The organism is Spirosoma taeanense (assembly GCF_013127955.1).
In the GTDB taxonomy this organism is placed as follows: Bacteria; Bacteroidota; Bacteroidia; order Cytophagales; family Spirosomataceae; genus Spirosoma; species Spirosoma taeanense.
Map to the genome: position 1 here is coordinate 4,552,070 of NZ_CP053435.1, position 15,167 is coordinate 4,567,236.

The 15,167-nt window shown below is 52.5% G+C and carries 13 protein-coding genes; 9 read left to right on the forward strand and 4 right to left on the reverse strand.

The annotated features are described in order from the left end of the window. Nucleotides 1-4 precede the first annotated feature (4 nt). From nspC to HNV11_RS18965, 3 genes are all read left to right on the forward strand, one after another. Nucleotides 5-1,153 carry a carboxynorspermidine decarboxylase gene (nspC, locus tag HNV11_RS18955; protein ID WP_171741156.1) on the forward strand — a complete coding sequence of 383 codons (1,149 nt, stop codon included), beginning with the start codon at nucleotides 5-7 and terminating at the stop codon, nucleotides 1,151-1,153. A gap of 45 nt (nucleotides 1,154-1,198) precedes the next feature. Next, a complete protein-coding gene (locus HNV11_RS18960; RefSeq protein ID WP_171741157.1) occupies nucleotides 1,199-2,710 on the forward strand; it encodes a capsule assembly Wzi family protein in 1,512 nt (503 codons plus the stop codon). A 91-nt stretch (nucleotides 2,711-2,801) separates the two neighbouring features. Continuing rightward, nucleotides 2,802-4,214 carry a right-handed parallel beta-helix repeat-containing protein gene (locus HNV11_RS18965; protein WP_171741158.1) on the forward strand — a complete coding sequence of 471 codons (1,413 nt, stop codon included), beginning with the start codon at nucleotides 2,802-2,804 and terminating at the stop codon, nucleotides 4,212-4,214. Between the two features lie 133 nt (nucleotides 4,215-4,347). Here HNV11_RS18965 and HNV11_RS18970 read toward each other — a convergent pair whose 3' ends face one another. Together HNV11_RS18970 and HNV11_RS18975 are read right to left on the reverse strand one after the other, a co-directional pair. Continuing rightward, nucleotides 4,348-5,328 (reverse strand): UDP-glucuronic acid decarboxylase family protein, encoded by a 981-nt coding sequence (locus HNV11_RS18970; protein ID WP_171741159.1) that lies wholly within the window; start codon nucleotides 5,326-5,328, stop codon nucleotides 4,348-4,350. Between the two features lie 95 nt (nucleotides 5,329-5,423). Further along, nucleotides 5,424-6,755: a UDP-glucose dehydrogenase family protein gene (locus HNV11_RS18975; RefSeq protein ID WP_171741160.1), complete on the reverse strand. Its 1,332-nt coding sequence runs from the start codon at nucleotides 6,753-6,755 to the stop codon at nucleotides 5,424-5,426. A gap of 371 nt (nucleotides 6,756-7,126) precedes the next feature. On the opposite strand from HNV11_RS18975, the gene HNV11_RS18980 reads away from it, so the two are divergent. After that, the gene (locus HNV11_RS18980) at nucleotides 7,127-8,266 is read left to right on the forward strand and encodes an acyl-CoA dehydrogenase family protein (protein ID WP_171741161.1); all 1,140 of its coding nucleotides are present in this window, start codon (nucleotides 7,127-7,129) and stop codon (nucleotides 8,264-8,266) included. A gap of 105 nt (nucleotides 8,267-8,371) precedes the next feature. Here the strand turns inward: HNV11_RS18980 and HNV11_RS18985 are convergent, their stop codons facing one another. Together HNV11_RS18985 and pgeF are read right to left on the reverse strand one after the other, a co-directional pair. Continuing rightward, nucleotides 8,372-8,614 (reverse strand): GlsB/YeaQ/YmgE family stress response membrane protein, encoded by a 243-nt coding sequence (locus HNV11_RS18985; RefSeq protein ID WP_171741162.1) that lies wholly within the window; start codon nucleotides 8,612-8,614, stop codon nucleotides 8,372-8,374. 69 nt (nucleotides 8,615-8,683) lie between these two features. Next, on the reverse strand, nucleotides 8,684-9,433 hold the full coding sequence (gene pgeF / locus HNV11_RS18990) for a peptidoglycan editing factor PgeF (RefSeq protein ID WP_171742243.1): 750 nt from the start codon (nucleotides 9,431-9,433) through the stop codon (nucleotides 8,684-8,686). Nucleotides 9,434-9,721: 288 nt separating this feature from the next. Between pgeF and HNV11_RS18995 the strand changes: the two genes are divergently transcribed. The 5 genes from HNV11_RS18995 (at nucleotide 9,722) to HNV11_RS19015 (ending at nucleotide 15,138) form a co-directional block, all read left to right on the forward strand. Next, nucleotides 9,722-10,117: a hypothetical protein gene (locus HNV11_RS18995; protein WP_171741163.1), complete on the forward strand. Its 396-nt coding sequence runs from the start codon at nucleotides 9,722-9,724 to the stop codon at nucleotides 10,115-10,117. 477 nt (nucleotides 10,118-10,594) lie between these two features. Next, nucleotides 10,595-12,103, forward strand: coding sequence for a S8 family serine peptidase (locus HNV11_RS19000; RefSeq protein WP_171741164.1), 1,509 nt, complete (start codon nucleotides 10,595-10,597; stop codon nucleotides 12,101-12,103). 14 nt (nucleotides 12,104-12,117) lie between these two features. Then, nucleotides 12,118-12,363, forward strand: coding sequence for a hypothetical protein (locus HNV11_RS19005; protein ID WP_171741165.1), 246 nt, complete (start codon nucleotides 12,118-12,120; stop codon nucleotides 12,361-12,363). Between the two features lie 201 nt (nucleotides 12,364-12,564). After that, entirely contained in the window at nucleotides 12,565-14,223 is a 1,659-nt protein-coding gene (locus tag HNV11_RS19010; protein WP_171741166.1) for a putative maltokinase, read from the forward strand. 81 nt (nucleotides 14,224-14,304) lie between these two features. Then, nucleotides 14,305-15,138, forward strand: coding sequence for an SDR family NAD(P)-dependent oxidoreductase (locus HNV11_RS19015; protein ID WP_171741167.1), 834 nt, complete (start codon nucleotides 14,305-14,307; stop codon nucleotides 15,136-15,138). The last annotated feature ends 29 nt before the right edge of the window (nucleotides 15,139-15,167 follow it).

A 15,167-nucleotide genomic window follows, 5' to 3' on the forward strand; every position in this document is an offset into this window, starting at 1 on the left:
TGGTATGGATACGAGCTTACATGCCTACATAGATACAGTACCTTCGCCCTGCTTCGTCCTGGAAGAGGCCAAACTTCGCCGAAACCTCGAACGGATTGATTCCGTCCAGAAAGCAGCTGGCGTAACCATCATTCTCGCCCTGAAAGGCTTCTCCATGTTCAGCGCGTTTCCGCTGGTGCGCAAGTATCTGAGCGGAGCAACGGCCAGTTCGCTCAACGAGATCAGACTCGTTAACGACTACATGGACGTAAAAGCCCATACCTATATCCCTGCCTACCGCGACGATGAATTCAATGAGGTTCTGGAACGCAGTAGCCATTTGACGTTCAACTCCTGGAGCCAGTGGGATCGGTTTGGAAGCCGGGCCATTGCGGCTGGCGTATCGTGCGGTATTCGGGTCAATCCGCAATACTCGGAAGTAGCAACGGATATGTATAATCCATGCGTGCCTGGTTCGCGGCTGGGCGCCACGCGCGACCAGTTGCCCGACCAGCTACCGGAAGGGCTGGAAGGTATTCATTTTCACACCCTTTGCGAAAACGACTCGTTTACGCTCGAACGAACGCTGGCGGCACTTGAAGAACGTTTTGGCGATCTGCTCCATCAGGCTAAATGGGTCAACATGGGCGGGGGGCACCTGATGACCCGCGAAGGCTACGACACCAGTCACCTTATCGATCTGCTGACAGCCTTTCGTCAGAAGTATCAGGTCGATGTGATTCTGGAACCCGGCTCAGCCATTGCCTGGCAGACCGGTGTTCTGGTTTCGACGGTGCTGGACGTCCTGAATAGTCAGGGCATAGACGTCGCTATTCTCGATACGTCCTTCGCGGCCCACATGCCCGACACGCTTGAAATGCCGTATAAGCCGCGGATTCTTGGCTCCTATCACGAACCTGTTGCGGGTAAGCCCACGTATCGGCTCGGTGGGATGACCTGTCTCGCCGGCGACTTCATGGGCGATTATTCGTTCGACCAGCCGCTGAAAATTGGCGACAGACTTGTCTTCGACGATATGATCCATTACACCATGGTTAAGACTACAACGTTCAACGGAGTGAATCTGCCCAGCATTGGTATCTGGAAAGAACAAAACCAGTTCGAACTGGTTCGCACCTTTGGATATGATAGCTTTAAAGACCGCCTAAGCTGATCGGGATTGTGCGTATCTTGCCGTATCCACATCACTCAGCTTCTTATGCTTCGTCTGTTCTGTTTGCTTAGCCTGTTGCCAGTTTTCGGTCAGGCGCAACCGGATAGCTTGTCGGAAACATTGGTGCGTCGACCAGCCTCAATCACTGCCGAAATTGGCGGCTCTGCTGCTACTAGTCAGCAGACGCCCTTCTGGTTACGGGCTAATCGTTTTGGTATCGTGCCCATTACTAACCCGTTTGGTTTTGTACGGTTTAGTAGCGCCAGAACATTCAGTTGGGGCAGGAAGAGTTGGTTTAGCCTTGATTATGGCGTAGAGGTTGTCGGGACGGTATCGCCCTCAACTGCTTATCAACCAGCCCGACAAGTGCTATTGCCGGAAGGTTACGGACGCATTCGTCTGGACCGTTTCGAACTGGTGGCGGGTCGCCGGAAGCAGATCATTGGAATAGTTGACACGCTGCTGACGTCGGGGTCCTATTCCAATTCGGGCAACGCATTGCCGATTCCGCAGATTCGGTTTGGTACAACCGGCTTTGTTTCGGTACCATTCACCCACGATCTGCTTGCTTTTCATGCCTTCTTTGCGCACGGCTGGTTTGGAAACGCCGACTCCGTACGTAACTCATTTCTGCACCAGAAAGCGCTTTACGTCCGATTCGGCAAATCCACCTGGCCTGTGCGCCTGTATGGAGGCCTGGTTCATAACGCCCAGTGGGGTGGACAAGCAACCCGACCAAACTGGGGTATCGTTTCGGGCGGGCAGTTGCCATCGAGTGTTAAAGATTACTGGTACGTAATAACTTCCCGTCAGCCCGATTCGATTCAAACGGCTACCTATACCGAATATGATGGTCTGAATCGATTCGGTAATCACCTCGGCTCCTGGGATTTTGCGGCTGAAATTACGGGGCGGCAGGCCACCTGGCTCGTTTACCTGCAACATCCATTCGAGGATAAATCCGGATTAATCTGGCTCAATGCGCCCGATGCGCTTTATGGCCTTAGCTGGCGGAGTCGCAGCGAAAGAGGCCTTCGCAGTCGTGGGTTTAACCTTCGGCGCATAACGCTGGAGTACCTCGATACCCGACGGGAGAGCGATCGGGCAAGTACGCAAGCCCTGGGCGGTTACGACGGAAACGATGATTATTTCAATAATGGTCAGTATGCCGACGGCTGGACATACCGATACCGGACCATTGGCACCCCGTTTCTAACCCCCCGGTCAGAAACGACAGTTGTCAATTATGGTGGGCCGGGCACTTTCCGCAAGGCCATTGTCAATAACCGGGTACAGGTTATGCACGTCGGTTTATTGGCAGCGCTGTTTCAGCAGACAACGGTGCGCGGCCTGGTTTCTATCAGCAAAAATTATGGTCGGTTTGGCAAATCGGCGCAGGACGGCCGGGGCATCTGGCAGAGCAGTCTCCTGCTCGAAATCAGCCAGCCGGTATCCTGGCTGGGCGGAACCAGACTTAAAGCAGCCATTGCCGCCGATAAAGGTGTTCTGCTGCCCGATGGAGTGGGAAGTTATCTGAGTCTGCAAAAGACATGGTAATGGGTAAGTTTGTCCTTGAGGATTCAGCGTTTGTGCTTATTATGCATCAGGAAGTGCGCCAGAACCTTCAGCGCACCGGCTCCGAAACGTTATGCCTTCAACCGATGCTCTTTTGCTTGCCCTGACGCTTACCCGCGACCAGGCAGTCGATCAAACCAGATTGCTGCAGCAGCTACTAACCAAGAACGCCGGAAAAATCGTTAAGCTTCCCGTTGGTACGTTCAACGTCCGGACGTTGAACGTACCCAAAAATACCCGGCTGGTTATTGGCGCAACAACCATTCTGCGTGGTCTGCCGACCGACCAGCCATTACCGGTGCTGGCGCTGCAATCGGGTGTTCGCGTTGACGGAACCGGCACGGTACACGGTAACCGCACCCAGCGGAAACGCGGCACAGGCGTGCAGGTTCGTCTGGCCGAGAACGTAACGATTAATGGGCTTCGCATTCGGGAAGTGGCTGAGCAGGGCTTACAGGTTGTTGCGTCGAAGAAGCTAACCTTTTCTAACATGCAGGTAACTGGCTGCGGCCTGAAGGGGGTTGACCAGCATCAGGGTATTAATCTGGTTATCTCGCAGGATATTCAGGTAACGGGCTGCCGGGTTGAAGATGCCCAACATGGTATTCAGTGGTGGGGCGATGAAACGAATGGCTACTGCGAAAACCTGCGGATTCGGAGCAACCGGGTTCGGCGCGTACTGGGTGGAGGAATCTGGGGCAACCGGGGCCGTAACGTCTCCGTCACCAGTAACACCGTCGAAATTTGTGGCGACGTAGGTGTTGACTTCGAACACTCGTTCAATTGCACAGCCGTCGGCAACACCGTGCGGGACTGCAAAAATTACGGACTGGCCACCTTTTATGGTAGTGAGCGGGTTACCTTCACCAACAACCGGGTTTATCAGGGGGTTAAATACGGCCATGGTATCGGCCTGTGTGGCGAAGGAACCAGCAAGCAGATTTCGTTCATCGGCGGCAGCATCAACACCAAAGGCCCTAACGCCTGCGGCTTGCTGACAGTCGGCACAAACGTAGCGCAGGATATCCTGGTGCAGGGCGTCCGGATCGTAACAGAAGGCAAAGGCGGCATTCCAATCCGGGTGCTGGACAATAATCAGTTTCAGATCGTTAACAATCCGCTCATTTCCGGAGCGAATCCGGCCGGAGTTAGTCTGGAAGGCTCAAGCCGCAGTCTGGTAGCGGGCAACACGATTGTTCACCGGGGGCCGGATCTATCGCCAGCGGGTCAGCGCGGAGGGATTTTCGTGTATTTCCGCTCGGCCGATTTCCCGGCCCAGAACAATACCATCCGGCGAAACACCATTCGTGGCTATAAAACCGGCATCAATGATGAATGCTGGGGCAATACCAATTCTAACAACGTTTTTGAACAGAATATCACCCCCAACCTTCTGCACCGGGGCAGCGAAGGAAACTGGGGCGGCAAAGCGCTTCAGAACCGCACCGAGGCAAAACTGGCGGCTCCGGTAGAAATAAAGCAGTAGTAACGGCCTATAAACAAAAAACCTGCGCACAACGAGGCCCGCAGGTTTTTATCAGACAGCTAAAGGTGTACTGCTCAAGGCAGTTACGAAGTAAAAATACGACGAATTTTGTTATCCGTACGTAACTTCCCGGTTAATTCTTCCCGAACTCCCGGTGGTAGGCTGCTTTATACAGTTCTTCTTCGGGCAGGCTTTTAAAATATTCATACGTAATCCGCAACCCTTCGGCCCGCGACACCTTCGGCTCCCAATCCAGAAGGGCTTTCGCTTTGCTAATGTCGGGCTGCCGCTGCTTGGGATCATCTTTCGGCAGCTCTTTGAAAACAAGTTTCTGCGACGTGCCGGTGAGCTTGATAATCTCCTCGCCAAACTCCTTGATGGTAATTTCGGACGGGTTGCCAATGTTGACCGGATAAGCGTGGTCACTCAGCAGCAGACGATAAATTCCTTCCACTAAATCATCGACGTAACAGAACGAGCGCGTCTGGCTGCCGTCGCCGAATACCGTCAGGTCTTCGCCACGCAAGGCCTGTCCAATGAACGCAGGCAGAACCCGGCCATCGTTCAGCCGCATCCGCGGACCGTAGGTATTAAAGATCCGGACGATGCGGGTTTCCAGCCCGTGATACGTATGGTAAGCCATCGTCATGGCTTCCTGAAAGCGCTTGGCTTCGTCATACACGCCACGCGGACCAACGGGGTTTACGTTCCCCCAGTATTCTTCGTTCTGCGGGTGAACAGTCGGGTCGCCATACACTTCTGAGGTCGATGCAATCAGAACCCGCGCTCCCTTTGCCCGGGCTAGACCCAGGCAATTGTGAATGCCCAGCGAGCCAACTTTCAGCGTCTGAATCGGAATTTTCAGGTAATCAATCGGGCTGGCCGGCGAAGCAAAGTGCAGGATGTAATCCAGTTCGCCCGGTACGTGGATAAACTGAGAAACGTCGTGGTGATGAAATTCAAAGTTAGGCAGGTGGGACAGGTGTTCGATATTCCGGATGTCGCCCGTGATCAGGTTATCCATCGCGATGACGTGGTAGCCTTCTCTGATGAACCGATCACACAGGTGCGATCCAAGGAATCCGGCTCCGCCGGTAATGAGTACACGTTTCATAAATACTGAGAAAAGGAATAACTGAATACACACAAAGGACACAAAGAAAGCAATAAGCAAACTCTCTGTGTCCTTTGTGTGCCTAGTTTATTGAATTAGACTTTCTGCTCGACCGGGGCCAGGACGGCTTCCCGCCCGACGCTGTAGTACGTATAGCCAATTTCGCGCATCTGATCAACCTCGTAAACATTCCGGCCGTCGAAGATGACCTTATTTTTCAGTAATAGGTTCATCTTGTCAAAATCAGGTGTCCGGAAGAGAGGCCACTCTGTAATGATGACCAGAGCGTCGGCATCGTCCAGCGCAGCGTACTGCGTATGCGCGTATGATACGGCGTTCCCAATCTGGTTGCGGACGTTTTCCATTGCCTCCGGGTCATAGACCGTTACTTTCGCGCCTGCTTCGAGCAGCGCTCGGATGTTGTCCAGAGCCGGTGCTTCGCGGATATCGTCCGTGTAGGGTTTAAAGGCCAGCCCCCAGATGGCAATGGTTTTGCCGTGCAGATCGCCACCAAAGTGATCCAGAATCAGGGGCATCAACTTCGTTTTCTGCGCGTAGTTGACCGCCATCACCGACTTGAGAACCTTGAAATCGTAGTTGTAATCCTGCGCCGTTTTAGCCAGTGCCTGTACGTCTTTTGGGAAGCAGCTGCCGCCATAGCCAATACCGGCAAACAGGAACCGCTTGCCAATCCGGCTGTCGGTACCGATGCCCCGGCGAATGTCATCAACGTTGGCGCCCGCACGCTCGCACAGGTTGGCAATCTCGTTCATGAACGTGATTTTGGTCGCCAGGAAGGCGTTCGCTGCGTATTTGGTCATTTCGGCCGAACGCTCATCCATAAAGATGATGGGGTTACCCTGCCGAACCAGCGGTGCATACAGACGATTCATTACGCCCTTTGCCCGCTCCGACCGGGTACCGATCACCACGCGGTCCGGCTTCATGAAATCCTCAACGGCTACTCCTTCGCGCAGAAACTCGGGATTCGACACCACGTCGAAGTCAACCTTGGCGTTGTCGGCGATGTGAGCATGCACCTTTTCGGCCGTGCCAACCGGCACCGTGCTCTTATCAACAATAACTGCGTACTGATTCAGGATCGGCCCAAGATCGCTGGCCACCTTCAGGATATATTTCAGATCGGCTGACCCATCTTCACCCGGTGGGGTTGGTAAGGCCAGAAAGATGACCTCTGCGCCTTTGATACCTTCTTCCAGATTGGTCGTGAATGTTAGCCGGCCCTGCTCTACGTTGCGGTTGAACAACACATCGAGCCCCGGTTCATAGATGGGAATAATTCCGTTATTGAGTTTTTCAACTTTCCGTTCGTCGATGTCAACGCACGTAACCTGATTGCCGGTTTCGGCGAAGCACGTACCTGTGACAAGCCCCACGTATCCGGTTCCTACGACTGCCAGTTTCATAAAAAAACGTTAAAAATAGGTTTGTAGATTATTATCATGTCAGCGTTCATCCCGAGTGGCCGAACGTCACAAAAATAGGAGATTTTTAATAATAGCCTAAGGTTGCTTCGGAATAGTGACTCATCGGTATGTAGGCTGAGTATTTACTCCCGAATAACCAATGAAATTTTCGATTTCGACTGCTAATATACTAATTTTATAAATAAACATCTATTTTGTTACTAAAATATTCTTTATAACAATAAAAAATGATTCTTTACTCGGTTCTCTAGCCAAATGCAGGCCAAAATTGTTCATACGGCATGGGGATACAGATTTAAGCAAAAATTCTTAAATTAACAATCGATCACTTCGTCAGTTTAACTAGATATATGATTAACGAAATTGTAGAAAACCAAGAATTAATAGCCCAATCTGTCCGTGATCTGAGTCAACGGTTAATTCGTCCGCACGTGCGCGAATGGGACGAAGCACAGCACTTTCCCGCCGAACTATTCACGCAGTTAGGCGAGCAGGGGTTGATGGGTATGCTTGTTCCCATGCGTTATGGGGGTGCGGGTCTGGGGTATCGGGAATACGTTACGGCTATTGCCGAACTGTCGCGCGTTGACGGGGCAGTTGGTCTTTCGATGGCCGCTCACAACTCGCTTTGCACCAATCATATTTTATTATTCGGTAACGAACAGCAGAAGCAAACCTACCTTCCGCGGCTGGCTACGGGCGAATGGATTGGCGCGTGGGGCCTAACTGAACCCAACACCGGCTCAGATGCGGGTAATATGCGCACAACGGCCGTTCGCGATGGCGACAGCTGGATTCTGAACGGGGCTAAAAACTTTATTACCCATGGTCGAAGTGGAAACGTAGCGGTAGTAATTGCCCGAACGGGTGAACCCAACACGTCTCGCAACGCAACGGCTTTTGTGATCGAACGCGGTACGGCCGGCTTTTCGGGGGGGCGGAAAGAAGATAAGCTGGGCATGCGGGCCTCCGAAACAGCCGAGATGATTTTTCAGGATTGCCGCATTCCGGACAGCCAGCGTCTCGGCGAAGTAGGCGATGGTTTTGTTCAGTCGCTGAAAGTGCTCGATGGCGGGCGGATCTCAATTGCGGCCCTGAGCCTGGGAATTGCCTATGGCGCCTACGACGCAGCTCTGGCTTATTCGCAGGAACGTCAGCAGTTTGGCCAGCCCATTGCCAGTTTTCAGGCTATTGCTTTTAAACTAGCCGATATGGCCACCGAAATCGAAGCCGCTAAATTATTAACTTACCAGGCCGCCGATCTGAAAGATGAAGGTAAATCCGTTACGAAAGAGTCGGCTATGGCGAAACTGTTTGCTTCGGAAACAGCCGTCAGGGTAGCTAACGAAGCGGTTCAGATCTTTGGTGGCTATGGATACATTAAAGATTTTCCGGCGGAAAAGTTTTACCGGGATGCCAAACTCTGCACAATTGGCGAAGGCACCAGCGAAATTCAGAAGCTGGTGATCTCACGGCAGATACTAAAGTAACCCGCTGCCGGTTAGATTGCAGCGCTGCTTAATGGTCTTAAATGCAGAAAAGCCACTCCTCCCGGAGTGGCTTTTCTGTTAGTAATCTTTTGCTGAATCAGACAACTAGGTGGTCCGACGAGCCCCCTTAATCAGGGCGGCAATACCCAGAATAATTACGGCGCCAACGAAGGCCGTCAGAATCTGGTCGAGAATGCTGCCATCACGACCAAATATCCAGCCACCTACAAAACCACCGGCAATCCCGAGCAGGATTTCAGCAAATAATGAAAACGAAAACCGTTTGAACACAAGGTCAGCCAGCCAGCCGGCCACTGCACCTACCAGAATTGATACTAAGATTCCCATGACTTTTAAACGCTGAGTGAAAGATGTATAAAAATTACAGTTACATAACCTCAACACGCAGCACTTTGTTTACGGCTTGAGACCAATTACAGCCAGCATTCGACCAGTCTGCCCTTTCTCGGTGCGGTGAGAAAAGTAATCATCGTTGTTTAACACTGTCGAAAAGGGCGAAATACCAATCTGCGCCGAAGGAATGCCAAAATCGGTCAGCAGTTTTGTGTTCGCTGCTTTTAGATTAACGTAATTTTTCTGAGTATATGGATCGCTTCGTTTGAAATTCGGAGCGAACTGTTCGGCCACCTCCGGACCAACTTCAAACGACGTTTCGTCAATACAGGTCCCTACGTAAGCATAGCAGTCATCGGGCTTTGTGGCAAAGTGATGCTGCATGGCCTCCAGGGTCTTGCTGACGATGCCCCCGGTGGTTCCGCGCCAGCCTGCATGAATAGCCGCAACCACCTGATGTTGGGTATCGTAAATCAGTATAGGGACGCAATCAGCTACGGTTACGCCAATGAGCAGACCCGGCTGACTGGTGATGAGCGCATCATAGCCGTCGTAACGCCCCGCTTTAGTAGCCAGCAGCACCTCTGTGCCGTGTACCTGATGCGACGAAGCAAAGGGAACAGAACTTCCAGCGCCAATAGCCTCGAAGAAACGACGCCGGTTTTCATCAACATTAGCCGAATCGTCGGGCGTATTAATACCCAGATTGAGCGACCCATATGGGGCAGGGCTGATACCACCATGCCGGGTGCTTTCGGCCGCAATTAACTTATCAAACCGGGTAAATAAAGTTGGGATGTAATACAAAGGAATATAAGTTAACGTCCAGGATACTGTTGTTACGCTTTAACCGGGGCCAATAGCCAGCAAAAAAAGCCTGTTTAATCTTCCTGATAAAAAGCAAACAGCGCGTTCAGTCTACCCCACTTCGAACATAGACAGTCCCGTTCCCTCAGCCATCCCTGGTTTCAAGCCACTCATCAAACAAATAAACCATTTAAGTACTATGTGATGCATAGTACCAAACGTAGCCTATATCTTTGTTTCACCAATACGGGATAACCCAATACATACTTTAAACCAAAGAACAAATCAAAAACTATGAAAACTCTCATCAAACCTCTGCTCATTGCCCTGTCACTCGGTTTTACTACTTCCGCTGCTTCGTTCGCTGAAACCAAGCCTATCCTTCGTCCAGCGGCTGCGGCCTCGTATAAAGTAGGCATGTATCCAGCGGTTGACGGTAAATTCGTCGTTCTGCTCGATAAGCAGCAGGGGGGCCACGTTGATATTCAGTTGAAATCTGATGATGGCACGGTGCTTTACACTGAACATCTTGGCAAGAAACAGATGAAAAGCCGGCGGAAACTGAACCTGAATGACCTTGAAGACGGCCTGTACACAATTGAAGTTACCAACGGGGTTGAAACAACCAGACAAACCGTAACGATCTCGACCAGGGTTGCCACATCGGGCCGCACCATTTCGCTGAATTAATGACTGCCATTCCTGACACCTTACCTGCAAAAAAACTCCCTGTCAGCGATGGGGAGCTTTTTGTGTATTACGGTTGATTTGCCACTCCTTGACCAGCCTGATCATTTCCAGCTGTCTGGCGATACTAATTTTCAGTACGGCCAAACCATTTGACGGCTGGTCGACCAGCCAGGAAATCGGTATGCATATCTATGAAACCGTCAACCGATGGCGGTAGGCCGGTACTCATTAAGGCAGAACCGGTCTACCAGCGCCTGGATTGCCGGCCCGCGGTACTCGACCCTATTGTTTATAGAGTGAAATACAGTCCCGCATACGTCTCTTCTAGTAACCATGCCTCCAGATTAAATCTGTTTTTGCGCCGTATTTTTCTAAACTTCCTGTTAGCGTTGGTAGTCTAATAAAACAAACTGTCGGCTGACTCTGGTCAGTGAGTAAACAGGCTGTTATTTCCGAAATAGTCTAACCCGCACGTTCATGGCTAAGCTAACGTACAGGAATTATATCCTCCTGCCTAAATCAGGTATCCGGTTTCCTGATGACCAGATTGTTTCGCAAACCGAACAGGTTTTTGCGAAACTAACTACCAGCGCCCGTCTGGCCGACGTACTGGCCGAGCCACCCACCGATCAAGCTGTTATCCTAGACACCATTGGCCGACAGGGTGCCAAGCTTATTCGTTTGCCGGAGAATGAACTGCCTAACCTGCGGGCGCAGATGCCGGGTTTGCGGATTGTGCCGGAGGTCTTCTTTTTCCCACAGCGGTATCGGGTTGAAATTAAGCAGAAACCTCAGCCGACAGCCGCGCAAGTCACTACGAGCATTCGAATTATGTTGAAAGACGCCAAAACGGGTAAGCCGGTAGGTGGTGCGACGGTGGTCGCGTTTACAGACTTCGATGGGCGCGCGGGCGAACAGGCTACCTCCGATGCTAAGGGGGTTGTGCGGCTCAGAAACGTCGGCAACCGTCTGCTTGATCAGCTTTACGTTTATCCTAAAGTGGGGTACTGGAGCTTCTGGAAACAGAAGATAACGCTTAAAAACAACGACGTGCTGAACATTCAGCCGGTTTCGCTTACGTATCCCGACGCCAAGAACTTTTTCTATCCGCCCGCGCCCGCTGGTCAACCGGCCGGCAATGGCGTGAAAGTCGGCGTCATTGACACTGGCGCCGGGCCGCACCCCGATCTGACCATTTCGGGTGGCGGCAGTACCGTAACGGGCGATAATCCCAGCGATTTTAATGATGTGGATGAACATGGCACGCACGTCTCGGGCATTATTGCCGCCCGGGGCGCCCCACCAACTGGCGTACGCGGAGCAGCCCCGGACGTAAAGCTCTACGTGTATCGGGTGTTTGCCCGAAATAGCCAGGGCGCGTCAAATTTTGCCATTATTAAAGCCATTGAGCAGGCCGTTGCTGACGGCTGCGACCTGATCAATATGAGCCTGGGGGGCGGCCCCGCCGACGACGCGACCAAAGAAGCCATCAGCTTTGCTCATGAAAACGGTACGCTTTGTTTTGTAGCGACGGGTAATGACGGGCGACAGTCGGTCAGCTTTCCGGCGTCGTTTTCGCTATCCTTAGCGGTAGGGGCCATGGGCCGTAAAGGCACGTTTCCCGCAAATACCACCGACGCCCCCAACGTGGCGGCTCCTTACGGAAAAGACAAGAAAAATTTTGTAGCGGGTTTCTCCAATATCGGCCCTGAGGTGGATTTCATTGCGCCGGGCGTTGGCATTATCTCATCAGTACCTGGTGGTTATGCTCCCCTGAGCGGTACGTCAATGGCCTGTCCGATGGCTACGGGCGTAGCGGCCAGACTTCTGTCTGGCGAACCGACGATTCTGAACATGCCCCGTAACACTGCCCGCGCCGAAGCTATGGTCCGCTTTCTGGCAACAAAGGTTAAATCGCTGGGATTTGGCCCAACCTTCGAAGGAACCGGCATGTTATTCGTCGATACGCAATCGCCCATAACCTGATAGCAACTGAAGCCATGGCGCAGGAACGATACATCTTGCATTTCAAAGGCGACTTACCCCTGCCCGCCGAGGATCTGCAACTGATTCAGGCGAAAACGCAGCTAATTGATGCGAGCCAGAAGGCCTTGCTGGTTGAGCTGAATGCGGAGGAAGACCCCGATGAGCTGGCCGGCCAGCTGGCCGGCTGGACAGTCAGCAAAGAATCCCATTACCCAATTCCAACAACTCGCCCGACGGTCCGGAAACCACCGGAGCCTTAGAAGAAATCTATAAATGAGTCAGTTTCAGTGATCGGAACTGGCTTTATTAGCCGTGGTGCTCTCCGCTGTTTCCTGGCTAGCCGTTAACATTGAGCGCTGGCCGTTGTTGTATAGCAAAGATTTTATTGACTTGTGGCCTGTTGATCAAGTCTTGTCAATGCACTGCAGTGGCGACTAACCGACGCTCAATTATTCGAATTCATGCTCAGTATGCAATCCATTTCTTCGTCTGATGCCTGGTCTTCGCTGGCGACCAACCAAGAGTTCTGGTCTTCGCTGGCGCAGACACTTCTGCCGCCTTACGTCAATACCTGCCGGTGGTTTGCCGGTAAGGCCCGGCAACAAACCGGCTTTTCGGCGAAGTCTGTCCACACGCTGCCTCTATCCGACGGCGACAGGGCGTATCTGCTGATTCTGGAAGCCCTCTATGCTGATGGAATTCCCGAAAATTACCTGTTACCGCTCTCGTTCGTTGCCGATCACACGGCTCATAGCCTTCCCTTCCAGTTAGCCGATGTACCCGGTAAAGGCCGGGTGGGCGAGGTTACCATTGGTGGGCAGACCGGTATTCTGATCGACGCTATCTACGACGAACGGTTCCGGCAGGCCTTGTTTACGGCCATTGGCCAGAGCCAGACCTATCCGCAGCCCGATGGCCAGATCACCTTCCTGCGGGGTAAAGGGCTGGACGAGAACGAGGGGCAGTTACCTTCCCAGGTATTGCCGGTCGATTCGAGCAACTCGGCGATGACCTTCGGCGACAAATATTTCCTGAAGCTGTACCGTAAGCTCTTCAGCGAGACGAATCCCGAAGTAGATATGGTGGCCTTTCTGACCGACATCGGCAATTTTGACCACATCCCGGCTTTTGGTGGCAGTATTGTCTGGCAGCACGACAACACCCCCGATATTACACTTGGTATGATGCAGCGGATGGTTCAGAACGACAAGGATTCGTGGGCGCAAACCGGCGATTACCTCAACGATTTTCTGTATGCGGTGCCCCAGCGTCTGTTCGCCATTCGCGAAGACGTATTCGAAAAAGTCGAGTTGCTTGGCCGCCGAACGGGCGAGATGCACTGCGCACTTTATAAGCCGGATGCCGAAGCAGCTTTTGCGCCCGAACCATTTACGGACGAATACCGGGAGTTCCTGATCCGGCGATTTGAGGACCTGCTCGATCGCCGGTACGCACTGCTGATCGACAATTATACTAAACTTGACCCGCAGGCGCAGCGGCTGGCATGGGTATTCATGGAAGCCAAAGAAATTATTGATACCTTCATTGCCGACTTCCGGACCCGTCCGTTTGGTTCGCAGCGCATCCGCATTCATGGCGACTATCACCTCGGGCAGGTGCTCGCTACCGAAAACGATTTTGTTCTGATTGACTTTGAAGGCGAACCGGAAAGCAGCATTACCGATCGAAAAATCAAGCACTCGCCCCTGAAAGACGTAGCGGGTATGATCCGGTCATACCACTATGCCGTCAGTGCCAAACTCTTTAACTCCGCCGAAACGGAGGACCTCGACCCTGTACACCTGCAGCGCGTGTCGGATCGTTGGTTTTACCTCATCCGCGACACGTTCGTAGACGCTTATCTGGATACGTTTGGCACGCCCCACCCGCTATTTAAAAACAATAACGAGATCAACTTCCTGCTACTGATCTATCTGCTCGAAAAAGCGGTCTACGAACTGGGCTATGAGATCAGCTACCGGCCATCGTGGGTTAAAATCCCGCTCAAAGGCATCATTGACGTCGTTCGTGAGATTGAGAAAATCCGCCTGAGCGAGGGAAACCTAACGCCCGACGTTCCCCTGCTGCAAACCGGGTTATTACAGGATAAACCGTCGTAACGGTGACTGATCAGCTGCAACTTAGCTGAAATTCCCCGTAACTTTCTGCCGGTTCGTTATCGCCCTTGAATAGCCGTCGTCATGATTCTTTCTCAGGATACAACCGTCATAATTACCGGAGCTGGCTCAGGCATCGGTCGGCACCTGGCAATTCAGACTGCCGCTACGGGCGCGCACGTCATTGCGACAGATATTAACGAAGCCGGACTGGCCGAAACAAAGAAGCTTGTTGACGGCAACGTAACGCCCATTGGTCTGGACGTTGCCGATCCGGCTGCCATCCAGGCGTTTGCCGATAACATTCTGCCGGCACTGGCTGGCCAGAAACTGGTTCTGATCAACAATGCGGGCGTAGGGTTGGGCAGCGGATCGTTTGCCCAGACGGATCTGGACGATTTTGAGTGGCTGCTAAGTATTAACCTGTGGGGCGTTGTGCGGATGACGAAAGCTTTCCTGCCGTATATGCTTGCGCAGAATGCGGGGCATATCGTAAGCCTGTCGAGCGTGTTTGGGCTGGCCGGAGTCATGAACCAATCGGCCTACTGCACGGCCAAGTTTGGCGTTCGGGGCTTCAGCGACGTTCTGCGCATGGAGTTGCTGGATACCAACGTCAACGTAACCTGCGTGCATCCGGGCGGCATCAAAACCAATATTGCCACAAACGCCCGTCTGGGCCGGGGCGGCTTCGTAACCGACTCCATGCACCGGCAAAGTGCCATCAGTTTTGAAAAAGCGGCCCGAACAACGCCCGACGAAGCCGCCCGCCAGATTCTGAACGGCGTTCGCCAGAATAAAGCCCGGGTGTTAATCGGAGCCGATGCCCGGCTGATCGATCGGTTAACACGTATGTTCCCGACCGGCTATATTAAAATAATCCGGAGTCAGATGGAACGAGCCTTTCGTATGGAAGGGTAAGTTTTTTTCTAACTTTCCGGTCAAGATAC